The 21924-nt window shown below is 70.0% G+C and carries 18 protein-coding genes; 7 read left to right on the top strand and 11 right to left on the bottom strand.

What is annotated here, in order from left to right; genetic code table 11:
- Positions 1–809: 809 nt before the first annotated feature.
- From IEY73_RS30800 to IEY73_RS30790, 3 genes are all read right to left on the bottom strand, one after another.
- On the bottom strand, positions 810–3680 hold the full coding sequence (locus IEY73_RS30800; protein ID WP_189082868.1) for a vitamin B12-dependent ribonucleotide reductase: 2871 nt from the start codon (positions 3678–3680) through the stop codon (positions 810–812).
- A gap of 101 nt (positions 3681–3781) precedes the next feature.
- Positions 3782–4297: a transcriptional regulator NrdR gene (nrdR, locus tag IEY73_RS30795; RefSeq protein WP_189082867.1), complete on the bottom strand. Its 516-nt coding sequence runs from the start codon at positions 4295–4297 to the stop codon at positions 3782–3784.
- A gap of 381 nt (positions 4298–4678) precedes the next feature.
- A complete protein-coding gene (locus IEY73_RS30790; RefSeq protein ID WP_229716310.1) occupies positions 4679–5074 on the bottom strand; it encodes a LysM peptidoglycan-binding domain-containing protein in 396 nt (131 codons plus the stop codon).
- Between the two features lie 358 nt (positions 5075–5432).
- On the opposite strand from IEY73_RS30790, the gene lexA reads away from it, so the two are divergent.
- The gene (gene lexA, locus IEY73_RS30785; RefSeq protein WP_189082866.1) at positions 5433–6221 is read left to right on the top strand and encodes a transcriptional repressor LexA; all 789 of its coding nucleotides are present in this window, start codon (positions 5433–5435) and stop codon (positions 6219–6221) included.
- Between the two features lie 114 nt (positions 6222–6335).
- On the opposite strand, the gene IEY73_RS30780 is transcribed toward lexA, so the two are convergent.
- Together IEY73_RS30780 and hflX are read right to left on the bottom strand one after the other, a co-directional pair.
- Positions 6336–8411: a PD40 domain-containing protein gene (locus IEY73_RS30780; protein WP_189082865.1), complete on the bottom strand. Its 2076-nt coding sequence runs from the start codon at positions 8409–8411 to the stop codon at positions 6336–6338.
- Between the two features lie 101 nt (positions 8412–8512).
- Positions 8513–9934: a GTPase HflX gene (hflX, locus tag IEY73_RS30775; RefSeq protein ID WP_189082869.1), complete on the bottom strand. Its 1422-nt coding sequence runs from the start codon at positions 9932–9934 to the stop codon at positions 8513–8515.
- A 282-nt stretch (positions 9935–10216) separates the two neighbouring features.
- Between hflX and IEY73_RS30770 the strand changes: the two genes are divergently transcribed.
- Positions 10217–11629, top strand: a complete 1413-nt coding sequence (locus IEY73_RS30770; RefSeq protein WP_373292914.1) for an NAD-dependent malic enzyme — start codon at positions 10217–10219, stop codon at positions 11627–11629.
- 17 nt (positions 11630–11646) lie between these two features.
- Here IEY73_RS30770 and IEY73_RS30765 read toward each other — a convergent pair whose 3' ends face one another.
- Genes IEY73_RS30765 through miaA form a run of 3 tightly spaced genes read right to left on the bottom strand, consistent with a single transcriptional unit; the run spans position 11647 to position 14272 of the window.
- Positions 11647–12462, bottom strand: coding sequence for a glycerophosphodiester phosphodiesterase (locus IEY73_RS30765; protein ID WP_189082863.1), 816 nt, complete (start codon positions 12460–12462; stop codon positions 11647–11649).
- Entirely contained in the window at positions 12462–13325 is an 864-nt protein-coding gene (gene dapF, locus IEY73_RS30760; RefSeq protein WP_189082862.1) for a diaminopimelate epimerase, read from the bottom strand. The genes IEY73_RS30765 and dapF overlap by 1 nt, the downstream gene beginning before the upstream one ends.
- 8 nt (positions 13326–13333) lie before the next feature.
- Positions 13334–14272, bottom strand: coding sequence for a tRNA (adenosine(37)-N6)-dimethylallyltransferase MiaA (gene miaA, locus IEY73_RS30755; RefSeq protein WP_189082861.1), 939 nt, complete (start codon positions 14270–14272; stop codon positions 13334–13336).
- A 168-nt stretch (positions 14273–14440) separates the two neighbouring features.
- Here miaA and IEY73_RS30750 point away from each other — a divergent pair, with 168 nt between their 5' ends.
- Positions 14441–15649, top strand: coding sequence for a DUF349 domain-containing protein (locus IEY73_RS30750; RefSeq protein ID WP_189082860.1), 1209 nt, complete (start codon positions 14441–14443; stop codon positions 15647–15649).
- Positions 15650–15794: 145 nt separating this feature from the next.
- Here IEY73_RS30750 and miaB read toward each other — a convergent pair whose 3' ends face one another.
- Together miaB and IEY73_RS30740 are read right to left on the bottom strand one after the other, a co-directional pair.
- Entirely contained in the window at positions 15795–17282 is a 1488-nt protein-coding gene (gene miaB / locus IEY73_RS30745; protein ID WP_189082859.1) for a tRNA (N6-isopentenyl adenosine(37)-C2)-methylthiotransferase MiaB, read from the bottom strand.
- A gap of 28 nt (positions 17283–17310) precedes the next feature.
- On the bottom strand, positions 17311–17796 hold the full coding sequence (locus tag IEY73_RS30740; protein WP_189082858.1) for a hypothetical protein: 486 nt from the start codon (positions 17794–17796) through the stop codon (positions 17311–17313).
- A 132-nt stretch (positions 17797–17928) separates the two neighbouring features.
- On the opposite strand from IEY73_RS30740, the gene IEY73_RS30735 reads away from it, so the two are divergent.
- From IEY73_RS30735 to IEY73_RS30720, 4 genes are all read left to right on the top strand, one after another.
- On the top strand, positions 17929–18672 hold the full coding sequence (locus IEY73_RS30735) for an amino acid ABC transporter ATP-binding protein (RefSeq protein WP_189082857.1): 744 nt from the start codon (positions 17929–17931) through the stop codon (positions 18670–18672).
- Between the two features lie 71 nt (positions 18673–18743).
- Positions 18744–19625, top strand: a complete 882-nt coding sequence (locus IEY73_RS30730; RefSeq protein WP_189082856.1) for a glutamate ABC transporter substrate-binding protein — start codon at positions 18744–18746, stop codon at positions 19623–19625.
- Between the two features lie 31 nt (positions 19626–19656).
- On the top strand, positions 19657–20364 hold the full coding sequence (locus IEY73_RS30725; protein WP_189082855.1) for an amino acid ABC transporter permease: 708 nt from the start codon (positions 19657–19659) through the stop codon (positions 20362–20364).
- Positions 20361–21347, top strand: a complete 987-nt coding sequence (locus IEY73_RS30720) for an amino acid ABC transporter permease (protein ID WP_189082854.1) — start codon at positions 20361–20363, stop codon at positions 21345–21347. Before IEY73_RS30725 ends, IEY73_RS30720 begins: the two co-directional genes overlap by 4 nt.
- Before the next feature lie 105 nt (positions 21348–21452).
- On the opposite strand, the gene IEY73_RS30715 is transcribed toward IEY73_RS30720, so the two are convergent.
- Positions 21453–21924 (bottom strand): hypothetical protein (locus IEY73_RS30715; RefSeq protein WP_189082853.1); only part of this gene is annotated, 472 nt, incomplete at its 5' end.

Raw genomic sequence — 21924 nt, 5'->3', positions numbered from 1 at the left:
GTGCCGCCCGCGCCAGGCCTGCCAGCCGCCCGCGCCCCGCGTGCCGCCCGCGCTCGCATGCCGCCCGCGCCCAGCTCGCCCGGCCACCCAGCTCGCCCGGCCACCCAGCTCGCCCGGCCACCCAGCTCGCCCGGCCACCCAGCTCACCCGGCCACCCAGCTCACCCGGCCACCCAGCTCACCCGACCACCCGGGGGGCACGCCCACCCGTCACGCGCCCACCCCGTGGCACGATCTTGGACTTTGCGGTCGGATAAGTCCCCCATATACCCGCATTAAGGGCACCACAAGTCCAAGATCGGCCAAGCGGAGCGCACCCGGTCGGCCGATCTTGGACTTTGTGGGCGGACATAAGGCTTTATCACCTTTCAAAACCGGCCTACAAAGTTCAAGATCGACGGGCGGGCACGGGCGGGCAGGGCTGGCACGGGCGGGCACGGGCGGGCACGGGCGGGCAGGGCTGGCACGGGCAGCGCACGGGCAGGCACGGGCAGCGCACGGGCAGGCACGGGCAGCGCACGGGCAGGCACGGGCAGCGCACCGGCAGCGCACGGGCAGGCACGGGCAGCGCACCGGCAGGCACGCAGGCACGAGCCACGGGCAGGCACGGGCAGGCACGCAGGCACGCAGGCACGAGCCACGGGCAGCGCACGGGCAGCACGCGGGCACGGGCGACGGGCGGGGCACGGGGGCACGCGGGCGGGAATGAGTGTGGTGACGAGCGTGAATGGGGCGGACATAGGAATCGCCCGTGGCGCTCCCTGTGCGGGGAGTGCCACGGGCGACTTCAGGGGCCCGGAGGGGCCTTGATCAGCTACAGCCGGAGGTGGAGCCGCACCCCTCACAGACGTAGCAGCTTCCGGCCGGCCGCATCTTCGTGCCGCACGTGAAGCAGAGCGGCGCGTCCGCCGAGGCCCCGAGCACCGCCTCCAGAAGCTCGGTCGAGGAGTGCGCCGATGCCGGCGCCGCCTTCTCCGCCGGGGACCCGGCGACCGGCATGGACTCTCCGGCCGGCGCGGACACCGGTGCCGAGGCCGCCATGCCCTCCAGGTCCACCGCCGCCGCGTCGGCTGCGGCCTCCGCCTGCACCTGCGCCGCCCGCTCCTTGGCGGTGAAGATGCCGAGCTCGGCGCGGGTGTCGTAGGGCAGGAAGTCCAGCGCCAGGCGACGGAAGATGTAGTCCATCACCGACGCAGCCATCCGGATGTCCGGGTCGTCGGTCATGCCGGCCGGCTCGAAGCGCATGTTGGTGAACTTGCTGACGTAGGTCTCCAGCGGCACGCCGTACTGAAGCCCTATCGAGATGGCCACCGAGAAGGCGTCCATCACCCCGGCGAGCGTCGAACCCTGCTTGGACATCTTGAGGAACATCTCGCCGAGGCCGTCGTCCGGGTAGGACGAGGCGGTCAGGTAGCCCTCGGCGCCGCCGACGGTGAAGGACACCGTCTCGGACGGCCGCTTCTTCGGCAGGCGCTTGCGTACCGGGCGGTACTCGACCACCTTTTCCACGACCTTCTCGACCTCGGCGGCCGGCTCGGCCGCGGCGGCCTTGGTCTTGGCCACCGACAACGGCTGGCCGACCTTGCAGTTGTCGCGGTAGATCGCGAGCGCCTTGAGGCCCAGCTTCCAACCCTGGAAGTGAATGTTCTCGATGTCCTCGATGGTGGCCGTCTCGGGCATGTTCACGGTCTTGGAGATCGCACCCGAGATGAACGGCTGGACGGCGGCCATCATCCGCACGTGGCCCATCGGCGCGATGGAGCGTTCGCCCATCGCGCAGTCGAACACCGCGTAGTGCTCCGGCTTGAGACCCGGCGCGTCGATCACGTTGCCGTGGTCGGAGATGTGCTCGACGATCGCCTCGACCTGCTCCTCGGGGTAGCCGAGGCTGCGCAGCGCGCGCGGCACGGTCTGGTTGACGATCTGCATGGAGCCGCCGCCCACCAGCTTCTTGAACTTGACAAGCGCCAGGTCCGGCTCGATGCCGGTGGTGTCGCAGTCCATCATCAGGCCGATGGTGCCGGTCGGAGCGAGCACCGATGCCTGCGCGTTGCGCCAGCCGTTCTTGGTGCCGATCTTGATGCCGTCCTGCCACTGCTTGGCGGCTTCCTTGGCCAGCGCGGTGGCGACGATGCCCTGGGGCCGGATCTCATCGTTCGCGGCGGCGTGCTTGCGCATCACCCGCTGGTGCGCCTCGGCATTGCGGGCGTAACCGTCGTACGGGCCGACGACGCCGGCGAGCTCGGCGGAACGCCGGTAGGCCACGCCGGTCATCAGCGAGCTGATCCCGGCCGCGACGGCACGGCCACCGTCCGAGTCGTACGGCAGGCCGGAGGCCATCAGCAGGGCGCCCAGGTTCGCGTACCCGATGCCGAGCTGCCGGTACGCCCGCGTGGTCTCGCCGATCTTCGCGGTCGGGAAGTCGGCGAAGGCGATCGAGATCTCCATCGCGGTGATCACGAGCTCGACGCTCTTGGCGAACTTCTCGACCTCGAACGAACCATCCGAGCCGAGGAACTTCAGCAGGTTGAGCGAGGCGAGGTTGCAGGAAGAGTCGTCCAGCGACATGTACTCCGAGCACGGGTTCGACGCGGTGATGCGACCGGTCTCCGGGTTCGTGTGCCAGTCGTTGATCGTGTCGTCGTACTGCAGGCCCGGGTCGGCGCACTCCCAGGACGCGCGGGCGATGTCCCGGAACAGTTTGCGCGCATCGATCGTTTCGATGGTCTCGCCGTGCATCCGGCCGCGCAGGTCGAAGTTGCCGCCGTCCTCGACGGCGCGCATGAACTCGTCGCTGACCCGCACCGAGTTGTTGGCGTTCTGGTATTGCACGCTGACGATGTCCGAGCCGCCCAGGTCCATGTCGAACCCGGCGTCGCGCAGCGCACGGATCTTGTCTTCCTCCCGCGCCTTGGTCGCGACGAACTCCTCGATGTCGGGGTGGTCGACGTCCAGGATGACCATCTTGGCGGCGCGCCGGGTGGCACCGCCGGACTTGATCGTCCCGGCGCTGGCGTCCGCGCCGCGCATGAAGCTGACCGGGCCGCTGGCGGTGCCGCCGGAGGAGAGCAGTTCCTTGGACGAGCGGATCCGGGAGAGGTTGACGCCGGAGCCGGAACCGCCCTTGAAGATCAGCCCCTCCTCCTTGTACCAGTCCAGGATGGAATCCATCGAGTCGTCGACCGAGAGGATGAAGCAGGCGCTGACCTGCTGCGGCGACGACGTGCCGACGTTGAACCAGACCGGCGAGTTGAAGCTGAAGACCTGGTGCAGCAGCATCCAGGTGAGCTCGTGCTCGAAGACCTCGGCGTCCGCGGGCGAGGCGAAGTAGCCGCGCTCCTCGCCGGCCACCCGGTACGTCCGCACGACGCGGTCGATGAGCTGCTTGAGCGACCACTCCCGCTGCGGGGTGCCGACCGCACCGCGGAAGTACTTGGTGGTCACGATGTTCGCCGCGTTCACACTCCAGAACGCCGGGTACTCCACATCGCGCTGCTCGAAGTTGATCGACCCGTCGCGCCAGTTCGTCATGACGACGTCACGGCGCTCCCAATCCACTTCGTCGTACGGGTGCACGCCCTCGGTCGTCCATACCCGGCCGACCCGCAGCCCCCCGACCGCGGCGCTCGCGCCGTTCGCGCGACTGCGCTGCTTTCCTGCTGTCATGCCGTCACCGGCCATGGTGATGTCCCCCTCGTCGGTACTACGTGGTTTCGCTGTGCTCTGCTGGTGTCGCCCAGTGCTGGTGTTGCCCAAGTGCTGGTGTTGCCCAGTGCCGGCGATCAATTGTTGATCTTGGAACTCCGACCGGATCGCGGCGCGACAGCGTGCCGTGTCGGGTTCTCCCGCGTCATCGCCCCCTCACGAAGCGCGGCGATCTCCTTCTCGAACTGGTCGAGCGAGTCGAACGACTTGTACACGCTGGCGAACCGCAGGTAAGCAACCTGGTCGAGGTCGCGCAGCGGCACGAGGATGGCCAGACCGACCTCGTGGCTGGGGATCTCGGCGGCGCCCCTGGCACGGACGGTCTCCTCCACCCGCTGCGCGAGGAGCGCGATGGAATCCTCGTCGACGGGCCGGCCCTGACATGCCTTGCGTACCCCGCTCATGATCTTGGTCCGGCTGAACGGTTCGGTGACCCCGCTGCGCTTGACCACAGCGAGTACCGCCTCCTCGACGGTGGTGAACCGCTTGCCACACTCGGAGCAGGAACGCCGGCGCCGGATCAGTTGACCGTCGTCGGCCTCACGAGAGTCGACGACCCGTGAGTCCGCGTGACGACAGTACGGACAACGCACCGCAGTCCCCCCTCGCAACCCCTCGATCCAGACCCGGAACCCGCTCGCACAGACCCACGCGACACCGTTTCGGGGCACGTCGAACCACGCCGCCGAAGGCGACGCCAGCGGAGTACTCCGAAATGCCGCGGAAGCCCGCGAGACCCAACTTCTGGATGACTTACAGCCTTGTAACTACTAGATGTTGGGGTTGACGCTATGCCGCTGGGGTCCGCGACGCAAGCTAACCGGCGGGTCGGCGCGCCGTAATTTGCGACTCACCACCGCGGGTGTCACCGCCGCTACGGATCGCGGATCGGTGCCCGCATCATCCGTGCAGATCTCCCGGATCACCGTGCACCGACACTCCGATGACACCTGCCGGATACCTCCCACGGCGAGTCACTCCCCCGGCACGAGGAGTCTCTGCCCGGGGTGCACGACCGAGTCGGGCATCCCGTTCCACCGCCGGATCTCGGCCACCGTGTCCCACGGATCGCGGCCCCGCGCGTGACGCGACGCGATCGCCCACAGCGTGTCGTGTGACCGCACCACCACCACACGGAAACCGGCCGGGACCGGCCCACTCCGCAGGACATCGGCTCGGACCTCGCGCGCGGCGGGCACGCCGTCCGCGGGCGCCGGACCGGCCGGCCCCTCGACGCCGTCCGCCCGGGAGGCCGTGGTGAAGAGCACCGCACTGGAGAACGAAGCCAGCACGAGGAACAGCAGGAGCACCGCGAGGCGCCCCCGCCGGGTCAGACGCAACGGCGGGCGGGATGCGGTCGGCGTCACCATGGCGTGCTTTCCTCTCCGCGCCGCCCGGCACACACGCTCGTCGGTAGCGGCACTCACCTGGCGGCGACCCGCTTTTCGCTGGCCGGACACCATTCTCGTACGGGCGTACGATCGAACGCCCGTACGACGGTCTATCAGAACACGTGTACGCAAGTCGAGCACTTCCGCGCGACACGCCGAGGAAACGTCGTACAGATGTTTGAATATGTCGTACCGCGCCGATACGGTTTTGCTTCAAGAGGGACGAAGTTTCCCTCGCGAGGGGTCAGCCGGCACGAAACGCCATCCCCACGGCGTCGTTCCGGCTCCGCGATGCACCACATGCCGAGGACGGCAGTGGCGAACAGGAAGGGCGGACGTGTCGACCGACGACCGGACGAGCCGGCAACACCAGCAGAAGAAGCCGGACGCGGCGCCCGGTGCCGCGATGCGGCGGCGCTCTCCCGGCCGGGCCCGTGGTGGCGAAACGCCGCAGTTGCGCTCGGTCACCGCGGTCAGCCAGTTCCCCGACCAGGTGACCGCCGACCTGACCGCACGTCAGCGGCGGATCCTCGACTTCATCCGGGACTGGGTCGAGCGCTACGGCTACCCGCCCAGCGTGCGGGAGATCGGCGAGGCGGTCGGCCTGGTCTCGCCGTCGAGCGTGGCCTACCAGTTGAAGGCCCTGGAGACCAAGGGATTCCTGCGGCGTGACCCGAACCGGCCACGCGCGGTGGACGTGCGTGCGCCCAGCGAGATGGTGGACGACGAGGCCCTGCGGTCGGCGCGTCCCACCCCGGCCTACGTTCCGCTGGTCGGCCGGATCGCGGCGGGCGGGCCGATCCTGGCCGAGCAGGCCGTGGAGGATTTCTTCCCGCTGCCGCGCGAGCTGGTCGGCGAGGGCGAGGTCTTCATGCTGGAGGTCAAGGGCGATTCGATGATCGACGCCGCGATCTGCAACGGCGACTGGGTGGTCGTGCGCCAGCAGCCGACCGCGAACGCCGGAGACATCGTGGCCGCGATGATCGACGGCGAGGCGACGGTGAAGAGCTACCGGCAGCGCGACGGCCATGTCTGGCTCATGCCGGCCAACCCGGCGTTCGACCCGATCCCGGGTGACATGGCCACCATCATGGGCCGCGTGGTCGCCGTCCTACGGCGCGTCTAGAGGCACCGCCCCCCGGTCGAGGGCCGAGGCCGCGTTCAGGCCACGGGGCCGGCAGGCTGGGCAGCCGTCGCGGGCTGCCCAGCCGGCCACCCTCAGGCTCTCCTCGCGGCCGGGTCAGCGGGCTCGGCCGTAATCCGGGTTGTCGAAGTCGCGGTCGGCGCTGCGGCCCTGGGCCTGGCCGGTGCCGTAAACCCCGGCGCCCGCCTGCCGCCCGCCGTCCGGTCGCGCCGGGTTCGACGACGGCGCCGCGGGTCGGCCCCCGCCGCCGGGATGGCCGACGGAACGCTGCGGGGTGCCGCCTCCGCCGGGACCCGGCGCACGCGGCGGCGGTCCGCTACGACCCCGCGAGGGCGCGGACGGGGAGCCGACGGACGGCGAGCCGCCCGACGGCGAGCCATAGGTGCCGCCCTGCGCGTCACGCCCCCGACCTCCGGACCGTCCCTGACCGTCCTGGCTCTGGCCGGGGCCACCGTACCGGCCGCCGCCCTGGCCGGGACGCGTCCCCGGCTGGCCGCCGCCAGGTTGACTGCCGCCCCGTCTGCCGCCGCCCGGCTGACCCTGCTGGCCACCGCCCCGCTGGCCACCGCCCCGCTGGCCGCCACCCGACGCGCCACCGCCCCGCTGGCCGCCACCCGACGCGCCACCTCCCGGCTGGCCGCCACTGGGGGGACGACCCGAACCGCCGTACACGCCGCCGCCGGACCGCTGCCCGCCATCGGGACGCTGCCCTCCGCCGGACCGCTGCCCGCCGCCGGGCCGCTGGACGCCGTCGGGACGCTGTCGCCCGCCCGACCGCTGGCCGCCGCCGGACCGCTGCCCGCCGCCGGCGCGCTGGCCGCCGTCGGAACGCTGACCGCCATAAACGCCCGCGGACGATGCGCCACCCGGCTGCGCGCCGCCGGGACGGCCACCGCCGTACACCGGGCCGCGACCCGGTCCGCCCACCGACCGGCCGTTGATCGGACCCGGCGGCGGCGGACCTCCCACGCCGATCAGCTCGGTCGCGGCGTCCGAGGGCTTCGGACCGGCCGGTTCGCCGCTGAGCGCCGGTGCCGGCGGCGGCTTCTTCCGGGCCCGCATGATGCCGAAGACGCCCAACCCCACCAGGATCAGGCCGACCAGACCCACGGCGCCCACCAGGTAGGTGATGTCATCCAGCGTCAGGTCGGAATACCAGGCCTTACCGTTGTCCTTCTGATCGGCCTCCGACGCGTCCTTCGTGGTCGCGACGGTGGTCTGCGGCACGTACCGCCGAATGAAGTTCTGATCACTCTCCGTGTCGCCCTGCATGTCGGACACGGTGTAGAAGTACTTTCCGTCCGGGCTGTAGGTGATCGCCTCGCCGAAGGGTTCGTTGGGCAGCGGCGTCACGTGGGGTGTGCCCTGGATGGCCTTGATGACGTCGCCGTCCGGCACGTCCCATTCCAGCGCGTCGAGGTACGTCCGCAGGACCACCCGCTTGCCGTCCGGCGCGACCGCGCCGCCGGTGATCATGCCCTGGGCGAGATGCGCGAAGGCGGTGCCCGGCGTGTCGCTGTCCGGCACGGTCACCTCGCCGGCCTTGCGCAGCGGCACACCCTTCTCGTTGTCCGATTTCAGCGAGCCGCTGGGCACGTAGATCTGTGCGGCGGACCGCGCCACCTTGGTCACGATGATCGGTGTGCCGTCGCCGTTCAGCAGCAGGGCCTCGGCGTCGTGCTTGTCGCCCTCCGGATAGGACAGACGGTGGATCACCGGACGCTCCGAGCCATTCGCCGGCATCGACCACAGGCCGATCGTGGAGCGCGCCTTCCCCTCGGTGGCGTAGTCGTTGTCCCCGGTGTCGGCGATCCACAGCGTCTTGCCGTCCGGCGACAGGACCATGTCCTCGGTGTCCCGCGGGCCTCCACCGCTGAACTGCACCTTGTCAACGATCTTGCAGTCGTCGTTCAGGAAGAAGACGCGCTTGTGGCTGTCCACCGTCGTGCTGTCGTTGATCACGATGTAGCCGTCGTCGGTCGCCACGATCCCGGACACCTCGTCCAGCAGGGGGTCCGCGACCTTGCACATTTTCTTCCCGGCCGTCGCCTTCGCTGGGCTGGCCGCGGGAGCCGGCTCGGCATAGGCGGGGCCAGCGCCCGTCACGGCCAGGCCGGAGGCCATGAAGCCCAGGCCGGCGGCCGTGAGGACCGATACCAGGAGACGCCGCATCGGATCAGTGTCGCACGCGGTGTCCCGTCACGGTGTTTCGCGTGGATCAAGCATGGTGAGGGGCGTGCCGGTCACCGCGGGCACCGGCACGCCGGCCAAACTCAGGCGCGGAAATCCGCCAATTCGGCGGCGAGCTGCGCGTCGACCCGTACGCGGAGCTCGGTGCCGTCCTCCACGTGCCGCGAGCTGAGCACCTGACCGCGCCGGTGGATCCGGGCCACCAGATCACCCCGGTCGTACGGCAGGAGCACGCGCGCCTCCACGGCGGGGCGGGGCAACCGGTGGGAGACGGCGGCGCGCAGGTCCGCCACGCCCGTCCCGGACCGCGCGGACACGAACACCGCCTCCGGCCACGACCGCTTCAGCCGCAGCAGGGTCTCCTCGTCGGCCGCGTCGACCTTGTTGACCACCAGCAGTTCCGGGACCCCGTCGGCACCGACCTCGCCGAGCACCTCGCGCACGGCGGCCACCTGACCCTCCGGGTCCGGATGCGCGCCGTCCACCACATGCACCACCAGGTCCGCGTACGCCACCTCCTCAAGCGTGGAGCGGAAGGCCTCCACGATCTGGTGCGGCAGATGGCGGACGAATCCGACGGTGTCCGACAGGGTGTAAACACGCCCGTCCTCCGCCGCGGCGCGCCGGGTGGTCGGATCGAGTGTGGCGAACAGTGCGTCCTCCACCAGCACCCCGGCCGAGGTGAGCCGGTTCAGCAGGCTGGACTTGCCGGCGTTGGTGTACCCGGCGATGGCCACCGCGGGCACGCCGTTGCGCGACCGGCGAGACCGCTTGGTCTGCCGTACCGTCCGCATGCTCTTGATTTCCCGGCGCAGCCGGGCGATGCGCTGATTGATGCGCCGCCGGTCGGTCTCCAACTTGGTCTCGCCGGGGCCGCGCAGGCCGACGCCGCCGCCTGCGCCGCCGCCGCGGCCGGAACCACCGGTCTGGCGGGACAGCGTCTCGCCCCAGCCGCGCAGGCGCGGCAGGAGGTATTGCAACTGGGCGAGCTCGACCTGGGCCTTACCCTCGCGGCTCTTGGCGTGCTGGGCGAAGATGTCCAGGATCAGCGCGGTGCGGTCGACCACCTTGACCTTGGTCTGCTGCTCCAGGTTGCGGAGCTGGGACGGGGACAACTCGCCGTCGCAGATGATCGTGTCGGCGCCCGAGGCGACCACCACGTCGCGAAGTTCGCCCACCTTGCCCCGGCCGATGAAGGTGGCCGCGTCGGGACGGCCGCGCCGCTGGATGAGGCCCTCCAGCACCTGCGACCCCGCGGTCTCGGCGAGCGCGGCGAGCTCGGCAAGCGAGTTCTCCGCGTCGGCCGCGCCGCCCTCGGTCCAGACGCCGACCAGAATCACCCGCTCCAGACGCAACTGGCGGTATTCGACCTCGGTGACGTCGGTGAGCTCGGTGTTCAGCCCGGCGATGCGGCGCAGCGACTGCCGCTCCTCCAGCTCCAGCTCGCCCGTGGTCACGTCGGCGCCCGCAGCGACGCCGGGACCGGGCCGCCCGGAGGCGGGCAGGGTAGCGGAACCGGGCAGGGTAGCGGGGCCGGAAAGCTCTGTGTGCAAAAGGTGACCTCCTTGGCCCGATGGTGGCACGCGCCGCGGGCTGGGCGCATCCACATATCGGGGCGATACGTTGACGAAAGCGTGCCTGACACCACGCCGGCCACGATCTCAACCACCGGACTGACATCAAGTATTCCGTTAGGGCGAGAATGCGAGGATGCACCCGCCAACGACGGAGGGAAACCAGTGGTGACCACCAGCCTGCCCAGCGCAGGATTCTCGATCACGATCCGCATGGCCGTGACGGCCGACGCCTCGTCCATCGGCCGCCTGACCACCTGCGTCGGCGAGGCCGGCGCGATCGTGACAGCCCTCGACGTGGTGGACTCCGACCCCGGTCGGGTACTGGTCGACCTCACCTGTGACACGGCCGACGCCGGTCACGCCGATCAGGTCGTCAAGCAACTGGAGGACCAGGACGGCGTCGACGTCCGCAAGGTCTCCGACCGTACGTTCCTGCTGCACCTGGGCGGCAAGATCGAGGTGTCGTCGAAGGTCGCGATGCGCAACCGCGACGAGTTGTCCCGCGCGTACACGCCGGGCGTGGCCCGGGTGTGCATGGCGATCGCCGCCAACCCCGCCGACGCGCGCCGGCTGACCATCAAGCGCAACACCGTCGCCGTGGTGTCCGACGGCTCCGCGGTGCTCGGGCTGGGCAACATCGGGCCCGCCGCGGCCATGCCGGTGATGGAGGGCAAGGCCGCGCTGTTCAAGCGCTTCGGCGGCGTGGATGCCTGGCCGGTGGTGCTGGACACGCAGGACACCGACGAGATCGTGTCCATCGTCAAGGCGATCGCTCCGGCGTACGGCGGGATCAACCTGGAGGACATCGCCGCGCCGCGCTGCTTCGAGATCGAGATGCGGCTGCGCGAGATGCTGGACATTCCGGTCTTCCACGACGACCAGCACGGCACCGCGATCTGCGTGCTGGCCGCGCTGACCAACGCGCTGCGCGTGGTCGGCAAGAGCCTGGCCGACGTCAAGGTGGTGGTCTCCGGCGCGGGCGCGGCCGGCACCGCGATCATGAAACTGCTGCTGCGTCAGGGCGTCGGCGACATCATCGCGTACGACCGTGACGGCGCCCTGCACCGCGGCATGCCGGACCTGAACCCGACCTGGCAGTGGCTGGCCGAGAACACCAACCGCGACGATTACCAGGGTGATCTGCCCGGCGCGATCGTCGGCGCGGACGTGTTCATCGGCGTCAGCGCGCCCAATCTGCTCACCGGGGACGACATCGCCCGGATGGCCGACAAGTCGATCGTGTTCGCGCTCGCCAACCCGGACCCCGAGGTGGATCCGCGGCAGGCGCGCAAGCACGCGGCGGTGTTCGCGACCGGCCGGTCGGACCAGCCGAACCAGATCAACAACGTGCTCGCCTTCCCCGGCGTCTTCCGCGGCATGCTGGACGCCAGCGCCCACGAATTCACCGAGGACATGGCGCTCGCCGCGGCGCGGGCCATCGCCGACGTGGTGGGCGAGGACAAGCTGAACCCGACGGTGATCATCCCGAGCGTGTTCGACTCGCGAGTGACCCCGGCCGTCGCGGCGGCGATCCGCGCCGCGGTCAAGGGCGCGCCGCCGCCCACCAACCCGTCCGCCGCCCCGGCGCCGGAGATGCGGGACGCACCCGACGGCACCTTCTGAGCGAGCGGCGGCGGGGTTCAGGCCCGCGCCGCCGCCCAGCCGGTCAGCTCGCCGGCCCGGTCGGTGATCAGGCCCGCGACGCCCGCCTCGATCAGTTGCGGCCACTGAGCCGGATCGTTGGCCGTCCACGGCATCACGCCGACTCCCGCGTCGGCCAGCCGGGTCAGCGTCGGCCGGTCGGAGAGCAGCCCGTTGATCGACGGATTGCAGAAGGTCAGCCCCAGGTCCTTGGCGACGGCGAGTTGGTCGGCGTCGAAGTCGAAGCGCAGCAGCCCGCGGCGCACCTGTGGCACCGCCTCGGCGGCCAGCCGCACCACATCCGGGTCGAAGCTCTGCACCACGGTGCGTTCCAGCAGGCCGGCCTCACCCACCATGCCCAGGATCGCCTCGACCTGCTCGGCGGTGGCCGGCGACTTGATCTCCAACAGCAACTCGGGAGACGGCGGAGCGGGCGGCGGATCAGCGATCTCGTCCGGGGCTTCGGCCGGCGGCACGGGACGTTCCGGTGCCGGCTTCTGCGCCCGGGGTGCGCACAGGAGGCTCAACACGTCCGCGAGCAGCGGCACGCGCGCACCCGCGTACGCCGCCGAGAACCACGATCCCGCGTCCAGCTCGTGAATCTGCGCCCAGGTGAGCTCGCCGACCTCGCCGATGCCGCTCGTGGTGCGATCGACCGTACGGTCGTGGATCACCACGGGCACGCCGTCCGCCGTGGTGCGCACGTCGAACTCGATGAGCGACGCGCCCGCGAGCACCGCAGCGTCCAGCGCGGGCAGGGTGTTCTCGGGCGCCACCGCGGAGTAGCCGCGGTGGGCCACGTTGTGCACCGCCATCACTCCGCGCCCTCCGTGACGGCGCCGGGCAGGGCGGCCGGATCCACCTCGCCGGAGGCCACCAGCACCGCCGGTCCGGCCAGCCACCACCGATCGTCGGCGGTCCGGGTCACGGTCAGCCGACCGCCGGGCACGTCCACCGCCACCGCCCCGGCGGACAGGCCCGCCTCGCGCAGGGCGACCGCGCCGACCGCCAGCGCGCCCGACCCGCAGGACATCGTCTCGCCCGAACCGCGTTCGTGGACACGCATGTGGACGTGCCGGTCCGCGCCCTCAACGGCCGCGCCTGCCACGGTGAACTCGACGTTCACGCCGGACGGGAACACCGCCGGGTCGTACCCGGGCGCGACCGACAGGTCGAGCTCGTCGAGCGGTCCGGCCAGCGCGCAGACCAGGTGCGGGTTGCCGCAGTCCACGGCCACCCCGTCCAGCCGGCGTGTCCCGGTCACCGCCGCGCTGCCGCCGGTGATCACCGGGGCGTTCATCCGCACCGCGATGCGGTGCTCATCGATCACCGCGTGCACCACGCCGGCCCGGGTAGCGATCGGCAGACCGTCCGGCGCGGGGTCGGCCAGGCCGTGCGTCACCAGGTAGCGGGCGAACACGCGGACGCCGTTGCCGCACATCTCGGCCAGCGAGCCGTCGGCGTTCCAGTAGTCCATGAACCATTCCGCGTCGGCGGCGTGCCCGGCCGCGTCGGGATGCTTGGCGCTGCGCACCACGTGCAGCACGCCGTCGGCACCGATGCCGCGCCGCCGATCGCACAGCGCCGCGACAAGCGCCGGCGTCAACGCGTACGTGCCGTCGGGGTCGGGCAGGACGACGAAGTCGTTGCCGGTGCCATGGCCTTTGGTGAAGAACACGCCGTTCATCATCGCGCAAGCCGCACGGCGTCGGCCACGAGGCCGGGCGAGGCCGCGTCCAGCCAGTGGATCCGCGGATCGCGGCGGAACCAGGACCGTTGCCGACGGACGAACCGGCGCGTCGCCCGGACCGTCTCCTCCTTCGCCTGTTCCTCGGTGAGCTCGCCGTCGATCTGGGCGAGGGCCTGCTGGTAGCCCAGGGCCCGGCTCGCGGTGCGCCCCTCCCGGATGCCCGCCAGGCCGCGCACCTCCGCCACCAGCCCTCGCTGCCACATCAGATCCACCCGCTCGGCGATGCGCCGGTCCAGCTCGGCGGTGTCCCGGTCGACGCCGATCTGCACCGCGTCGTAGAACGGCTCCGGGCCGGGCAGCGACGCGGTGAACGGCGCGCCGGTCATCTCGATGACTTCCAGCGCCCGGACGATCCGGCGCCCGTTGGACGGCAGGATCTTGCCCGCCGCGACCGGGTCGAGAGCGTGCAGGCGGGAGAACAGCGGCGCGGCGCCCACTTCGGACAGCTCGGCCTCCAGCCGGGCCCGGATCGCCGGATCGGTGCCCGGGAAGGTGAACTCCTCCAGCACGGCCCGCACGTACAGGCCGGACCCGCCGACCAACAGCGGCACGCGACCCCGCGCCGCGATGTCGTCGATCGCCGCCCGAGCCGCTGTCTGATAGACGGCCACGCTGGCCGGTTCGCGGACGTCCCAGATGTCCAGCACGTGATGCGCCACGCCGCCCCGTTCCCGTTCGGGCAACTTCGCCGTGCCGATGTCCATTCCTCGGTACACCTGCATGGAATCCGCATTGACCACCTCCCCGCCCAGCTCACGGGCCATTTCCAGGCTGAGATCGGACTTGCCGGCGGCGGTCGGCCCGACCACGGCGACGACGCGGGTAGCGGGAACCGGAGGCACGTCATTACCGTATCGGTCGGTCACCGGCATCATGGAGGACACCGTATGGTCACGGTCGGCGGCGGCCACTTGGTCGGAACTGGGTTGGACCTGTGACAATGCGCGAGAAAGAATGCCGGTGAGGAATCGGCGTTCGGACTGCGCTGTGGCGGTGGTCGCGGGCATCGGAGCCTGTGGCGCCGGGATGACGAGGATGGGCTCATGAACGACTGGACGGCCTTCGGGCGCGTGGATGCCGACGGCACCGTGTACGTGAAGACCGCCGAGGGCGAGCGGGTTGTCGGTTCGTGGCAGGCGGGCACTCCCGACGAGGGCCTCTCCCACTTCGCCCGGCGCTTCGACGACCTGGTCACCGAGGTGGATCTCATCGAGGCGCGGCTGAACTCCGGGGCGGCCGACGCGGCGCACTCGCTGTCCAGCGTGAAGCGGATCCGCACCTCGCTCGCCGAGGCGCATGTGGTGGGCGACATCGACGGCCTCGCGACCCGGCTGGACCGGCTGGCCACCACGGCGGAGGAGAAGGCGGGCGAGGCCCGGGCAGCCCGCGAGGTCGCCCGGGGCGAGGCGCTGGCCCGCAAGACCGCATTGGTCGAGGAGGCGGAGAAGATCGCCGCCGAGTCGACCGGTTGGAAGGCCGCCGGGGACCGCCTCAAGGAGATCCTTGAGGAGTGGAAGACCGTCCGCGGGGTGGACAAGAAGAGCGACGGCGAGTTGTGGAAACGCTTCTCCGCCGCCCGCGACGGCTTCACCCGCCGCCGCGGCGCGCACTTCGCCACCCTCGACGGACAGCGCAAGCAGGCCCAGGCTGCCAAGGAAGAGCTGGTCAAGGAGGCGGAGAGCCTCTCCGACTCGACCGAGTGGGGGCCTACCGCCGCCCGGCTCAAGGAGCTGATGGGCGAGTGGAAGGCCGCGCCGCGCGCCTCGAAGGAGGCCGAGCAGCGGCTCTGGGAGCGTTTCCGCGGCGCCCAGGACGCCTTCTTCACCCGGCGCAGTGAGGTCTTCTCCGCCCGCGACGCGGAATACCGCGGCAACCTGGAGCGCAAGCAGGCCATCCTGACCGAGGTGGAAAGCCTCGACGTGGACGCCGATCCGCGGGGTGCGCAGAACAAGCTGCGAGACGCGCAGGCGGCGTGGCACGACGCGGGACGGGTGCCGCGCGAGTCGGCCGCCGGGCTGGACCGCCGGTGGCGGGCCGCCGAGGACCGCATCCGGGTGGCGATGGACACCGCCTGGCGCAAGACCTCGCCGCAGGACAACCCACTTCTCCAGCAGATGCGCGAGCAGGTTGCGGAGGCCGAGCAGCGGTTGGAGCGGGCCCGCGCGGCCGGTGACAACCGGCGCATCAAGGAGGCCGAGCAGGCGCTGGCCACCAAGAAGCAGTTCCTCGACCTGGCCGAGCAGGCCGGCTGAGACCAGAGCCGAACAGGTCGGCTGAGACCAGAGCCGAACAGGTCGGCTGAGACCAGAGCCGAACTGGTCGGCTGAGACCAGGCCGGCTGGCGTACCGGCGATCCCGGCATGCCGCGCAGCGTGCCGGGAGCGCCGTCGGTGGTCCTCAGCCCGTGCAGCCGCCGCTGGCCGCGGGCAGCGGCGCCGGCACCCCGACCGTGGGCAGGCCCAGGGACACCCCGGGCGTACGCGGGGACCGCCCCGCCGCGAAGGCGTCCCCGGCTCGGGTGCGCCGCACGCTGATCGGCTCACCGTCGGCGTTCAGATGGTGCGGAGCGGCGTAGGTCACCACCGTCTCCACCACGTCGCCGGGACGCGGCGCGGTGTCGCCCGTCGCGAAGTGCACCAGCCGTCCGTCGCGAGCGCGGCCGCTCATCCGCCCGGTGCGCTCATCCTTACGCCCCTCACCGACGGCGACGAGCACCTCGACCGTACGGCCGATCTGCTTCTTGTTCTCCGCCCAGGTGATGTCCTCCAGCGCCGCGATGAGCCGGTCGTAGCGGTCCTGCACGACGCTCTTGGGCAGTTGCCCGTCCATCTCGGCGGCCGGCGTGCCGGGCCGCTTGCTGTATTGGAAGGTGAAGGCGCTGGAGAACCGGGCCTGCCGCACCACGTCCAGGGTGGCTTGGAAGTCCTCCTCGGTCTCGCCGGGGAAGCCGACGATGATGTCCGTGGTGATGGCCGCGTCGGGCATCGCCGCGCGCACCTTCTCGATGATGCCGAGGTATTTCTCCGAGCGGTAGCTGCGCCGCATCGCCTTCAGCACCCGGTCCGAGCCGGACTGCAGGGGCATGTGCAGCGAGTGGCAGACGTTCGGCGTCTCGGCCATCGCGGCGATCACGTCGTCGGTGAAGTCCTTCGGGTGCGGGCTGGTGAACCGGACGCGTTCCAGGCCGGGGACGTCGCCGCAGGCCCGCAGCAGTTTGCCGAACGCGAGCCGGTCGCCGAACTCGACGCCGTACGAGTTGACGTTCTGCCCGAGCAGGGTGACCTCCAGGACACCCTCGGTGGTCAGTGCCTCCACCTCGGCGAGGATCTCACCGGGTCGGCGGTCCTTCTCCTTGCCGCGCAGCGACGGGACGATGCAGAACGTGCAGGTGTTGTTGCATCCCACCGAGATCGACACCCAGCCGGCGTACGTGGATTCGCGTCGCGTGGGCAGCGTGGAGGGGAAGACCTCCAGCGCCTCCAGGATCTCCACCTCGGCGGCGGCGTTGTGCCGGGCGCGCTCCAGCAGGGTCGGCAACGCACCGATGTTGTGCGTGCCGAAGACCACGTCGACCCAGGGTGCCCGCTTGACGATGTCGCCGCGGTCCTTCTGCGCCAGGCAGCCGCCCACAGCGATCTGCATGCCGGGGTGTTTCAGCTTCGTGGGCCGCAGGTGGCCCAGATTGCCGTACAGCCGGTTGTCGGCGTTCTCCCGGACCGCGCAGGTGTTGAAGACCACCACGTCGGCCGTGTCGCCGTCCGCCGCCCGGACATAGCCGGCGTCCTCCATCAGGCCGGAGATGCGCTCGGAGTCGTGCACGTTCATCTGGCAGCCGTACGTGCGCACGTGGTACGTGCGGGCGGCGCCTTCTGCTGCGGTAGTCATGGCAATTGACCAGAGTAGCCCCGCACGCTCAGGCCGCCGCGGTCCGGCCGCCGCATCCCGGGTACGCCGCGCAGGCCGGATCGTGACCGGTGCACGGCCGCGGATGCCGGCGCTCCACGCCGTCGTCGGTCTCCCGCTCGTCGACGTGCACCGCCTGGCGGCTGCCGTCCGGCGTGACGAGCAGGTACCGGGTGGGGTTGAGCGTGTCGTCGGGCATCAGCAGCGCGGTGTCCAGCCGCGCGGCGAGCGCGGCGGCGGCGGTCGCCTCGGCACGCCCGGCGGGCACCAGGTAGCAGTCGATCGTGGTGGGGAAGTCCCCCGCCACGTGCCAGACGTCGCAGAGCACCGCGGGCACGCCGGGCTCCGGCGCCGCGCCCGGCTCGGCGGCCAGGTCGGTCACCGGGACGCCCAGCACGGCCGCCAGCGCTAACCGGACATGGGACGCGTCGAGCGGCGCGGCGGCACACCAGTTCCACAACCCGCCAGACGGATCGGCATCGGCCATACCGCTCATCGTGGACATCCTTTCCGCCTCCGCACCTGCTGTGTTACCGCTCCGTGACCATTCTCGTCGTGAACCGATACAACCGCCCCCATAGAGTGGGCCCATCCAACTGGAGTTGATGACGGGACGGTGGTCGGGACAGTGACAGGCGAGGCTCTCATCGTCCTAGACAACGTCAACAAATATTTCGGGCCGCTGCATGTGCTGCAGGACGTGACGCTGTCCGTGGACCGCGGCGAGGTCGTGGTCGTCATCGGACCGTCGGGCTCCGGCAAGTCCACGCTGTGCCGCGCGATCAACCGCCTGGAGCCGATCAACTCCGGCACGATCACGTTCGACGGCCAGGAACTGCCGGCCGAGGGCCGCGCCCTGGCCCGCCTGCGCAGCGAGGTCGGCATGGTGTTCCAGTCCTTCAACCTCTTCGCGCACAAGACCATCCTGCAGAACGTCATGCTCGGGCCGGTCAAGGTCCGCCGGGAGAAGTCGGCGGCGGTGCGCGAGCGGGCGATGTCCCTGTTGGAACGCGTCGGCATCGCCAACCAGGCGGAGAAATACCCGGCGCAGCTCTCCGGCGGCCAGCAGCAGCGCGTGGCGATCGCCCGTGCCCTGGCCATGCAGCCCAAGGCCATGCTCTTCGACGAGCCCACCAGCGCGCTCGACCCGGAGATGGTCGGCGAGGTCCTCGACGTGATGACGTCACTGGCCCGCGACGGCATGACCATGGTGGTGGTCACCCATGAGATGGGATTCGCTCGGCATGCCGCCAATCGCGTGGTCTTCATGGCCGACGGTCAACTGGTGGAGCAGGCGCGCCCGGAGGAGTTCTTCGCCAACCCGCGCAGCGATCGGGCCAAGGACTTCCTTTCCAAGATCCTGACGCACTGACCACCACACACCGGAGCCGGCACGCCCGGCTCCCTTCGCCATTCACGGACTGCGATACAGAGGAGATGACGATGCGCACTACACGACTGGCGGCGACCTTCGGGGCCCTCGCCATGGTGCTGGCTGCCGCGGCGTGCGGAGGGGACGACGACAGCAGCGACGAGGGCGGCGCGGGCAGCGTCAGCTTCCCGGCCGGCACCACCATGGCCAAGCTGAACCAGGCGCAGAAGCTGCGCGTCGGCACGAAGTTCGACCAGCCGGGGTTCGGCCTCAAGGGCCTGAGCGGCAAGCCCGAAGGCTTCGATGTCGAGATCGCCAAGATCGTGGCGGACGGCCTCGGCATCCCCGAGGACAAGATCGAATACACCGAGACCCCGTCGACGGTCCGCGAGCAGGTCATTCAGCAGGACAAGGTGGACATCGTGGTGGCCACCTACACCATCAACGACAAGCGCAAGCAGGTCATCGACTTCGCCGGGCCGTATTACATCGCCGGGCAGGCGATCATGGTGAAGAAGGACGACAACTCGATCACCGGGCCCGACTCCTTCAAGGACGGCACCAAGAAGGTCTGCACGGTCACCAACTCGACGCCGGCCGCGAACATCGAGCAGTACCTGGCCAACAAGGACCAGCAGCTCGTGTTGTTCGACATCTACCAGAAGTGTGTGGACGCGCTGAAGGGCGGTCAGGTCGACGCGGTCACCACCGACAACGTCATCCTGACCGGCTTCATCGCCACCAACGAGGACCAGTTCAAGCTGGCCGGCGAGACCTTCACCGAGGAGCCGTACGGCATCGGCCTCAAGAAGGGCGATGACAAGTTCCGCGACTTCATCAACGATCAGTTGGAGGAGTCGTTCCAGGACGGCTCGTACCTGGAGGCGTGGAAGAGCACCGCCGGCAAGTACGACCCGAACGACCCGAAGATCCCGACCGTCGACCGGTACTGATTCGACTCCGGAGCTGGAGGGTTAGCACCATATGAGCGCGGTGTTCGACAACCTCGACGTCTTTCTCGGGGGTTTCTGGCTGACCCTCCAGCTCTGCTTCCTGTCCGCCATCGGCGCGTTGTTCGTCGGCACCATCGTGGCGGTCATGCGCATCTCGCCGGTGCCGCCGCTGCGGGCCATCGGCACCGCGTACGTGACGGTCTTCCGCAACATCCCGCTCACGATCGTCTTCTTCTTCTCCGCCTTCGGTCTGCCCGCGCTGGGCTCGAACGCGGACTTCCTGCGCATCCCGGTGGTCGACACCATCTTCAGCCGGATGGGGATCGACCTGCCGTACTTCCGCTTTGCGATCATCGCGTTGAGCCTTTACACCGGGGCCTTCGTGTGCGAGGCGCTACGCTCGGGCATCAACGCGGTACCCGCCGGGCAGGCCGAGGCGGCGCGCGCGATCGGCCTGACGTTCGGCCAGAACCTGCGACACGTCGTCCTCCCCCAGGCATGGAAGGCGGCCGTGGTGCCGCTCGGCAGCGTCATCATCGCAATGATCAAGAACTCCGCCCTGGCCGGCTTCTTCGGCGTGGTCGGCGACCTGTCCAACAGCGGTTACGCGCTCATCACAGTGAATGGCGAGCCCACCATCCCGATCATGATCGGGATTTCCCTCGGGTTCCTGATCATGACGGTGCCGCTGGGCGTCCTGCTGGACCGCATCGAGAAGCGACGGGCGGTGGCACGATGAGCCAGCAGACCATCCTGTACGACGCGCCGGGCCCGCGAGCACGGCGCATCACCCTCATCGGCAGCATCGTCGCCGGGGCGCTGATCCTGGTCGGTGCCTACTTCCTGGTCTACCGCCCGCTCGACAAGCGCGGCGAGTTCACCATGGACAAGTGGGGCCCGCTGATCGACCCGAACAACGAATACTTCGGTCAGCTCTGGCAACGCATCGCCGATGGATTCCAGGCCACCCTCACCGCCGCGGCCCTCGCGGTCGTTGCCTCGCTGCTCTGCGGCACCCTGCTGGCGATGGCCCGCCTGCAGCTCAAGGCGATGGCCAGGCGCCGGTACGTCGGACTGCCGACCGCCGCGGCGCTGCTGCTGCGCGCGCTGACGGTGGCGCTGGACTGGATCAGCCGAATCTTCGTCGAGGTCTTCCGTGGCCTGCCGGTGGTCATCACCATCGTGTTCGTGTGGCTCGGGCTGCCGGCGGCGGGCGTCGACCTCGGCAATCTGCTCTGGTACCTCGTGCTCGGCCTGGTGCTCTACAACACCGTGGTGATCGCCGAGATCCTGCGATCCGGCATGGAGGGTCTGCCCTCGGGTCAGCGCGAGGCCGCGGACGCGGTCGGCCTGAGCACCGGGCAGACGATCCGCATGATCCTGCTCCCCCAGGCCTTCCGGATCATGCTTCCCGCGCTGATCAGCCAGCTCGTCGTGGTGCTCAAGGACACCTCGCTGGGCTTCATCATCGGGTACGAGGAAATCCTGCGCGTCACCAGCCAGATCGTGCAGTTCCTCAACAACCAGATCCAGATGTACGTGGTGGTGGGCGCCATCTACATCCTGGTGAACTACGCGCTGTCGAAGCTTGCCGGATATGTCCAGCACCGGTTGGCGCGCGGCCGGAGGGCCCGAAACCTCAACGGTGGCGGCGCCGCGCCCGAGCCGGCCGTCGCTCCGGAGGTCGCTGCCGTGCCGGCCGAGCCGACCGACCGGGCCTGACACACCTCCGGCGCACCCGCCGGCGTTCTCGACGGCGTTCTCGACGGCGTTCTCGACGGGTCGGCCGGCCCGCATGGCGCGGACCGGCCGGCATCACGACGAACGTCAGGAGACGATGGATCCCGTCGTCAATGTCACCGTGCCGCCGAACGAGACGATTTCCATTTTGCCGTAGAACGAATCGCTCGACGAATAGTCCGGGTAGGACACCGAATGCGAGTCGGTGCGACATGTCATTGCCACGCCACCGACATTCTTGCAGGTCTTCTCGCTCTTCTTGCTCTGAATGATTTCGCTGCCGTTGCGGAAGAGCCGCACCCGAATCGTCGTCGGCTCCGGTGAATTCCAGAGCCCGCCCGGCGGATCGGGACAGGAGAAGCCACCAAAGACTTCCACCTCTCCGTCACTGGTTTCATCGCTGACACCGAGAATGGCGTCGCATTCACCGCTGCGGTCCCAGTTGTCCCGGCTATCGAATGCCGAAGCCGCGGACGCCGGACTAGTACTCCAGCCGGGGATGTTGACCTTGGCTGGTCGAGTGTCGGGTGGTGAGAAGACGAAGGCAGCCACCGTCGAT

It is taken from the genome of Mangrovihabitans endophyticus, assembly GCF_014646155.1.
GTDB classification, from domain to species: domain Bacteria; phylum Actinomycetota; class Actinomycetes; order Mycobacteriales; family Micromonosporaceae; genus Actinoplanes; species Actinoplanes endophyticus.
The sequence above is the reverse complement of the archived record's forward strand: the minus strand, read 5'-3'. Positions and strand labels throughout refer to the sequence as shown.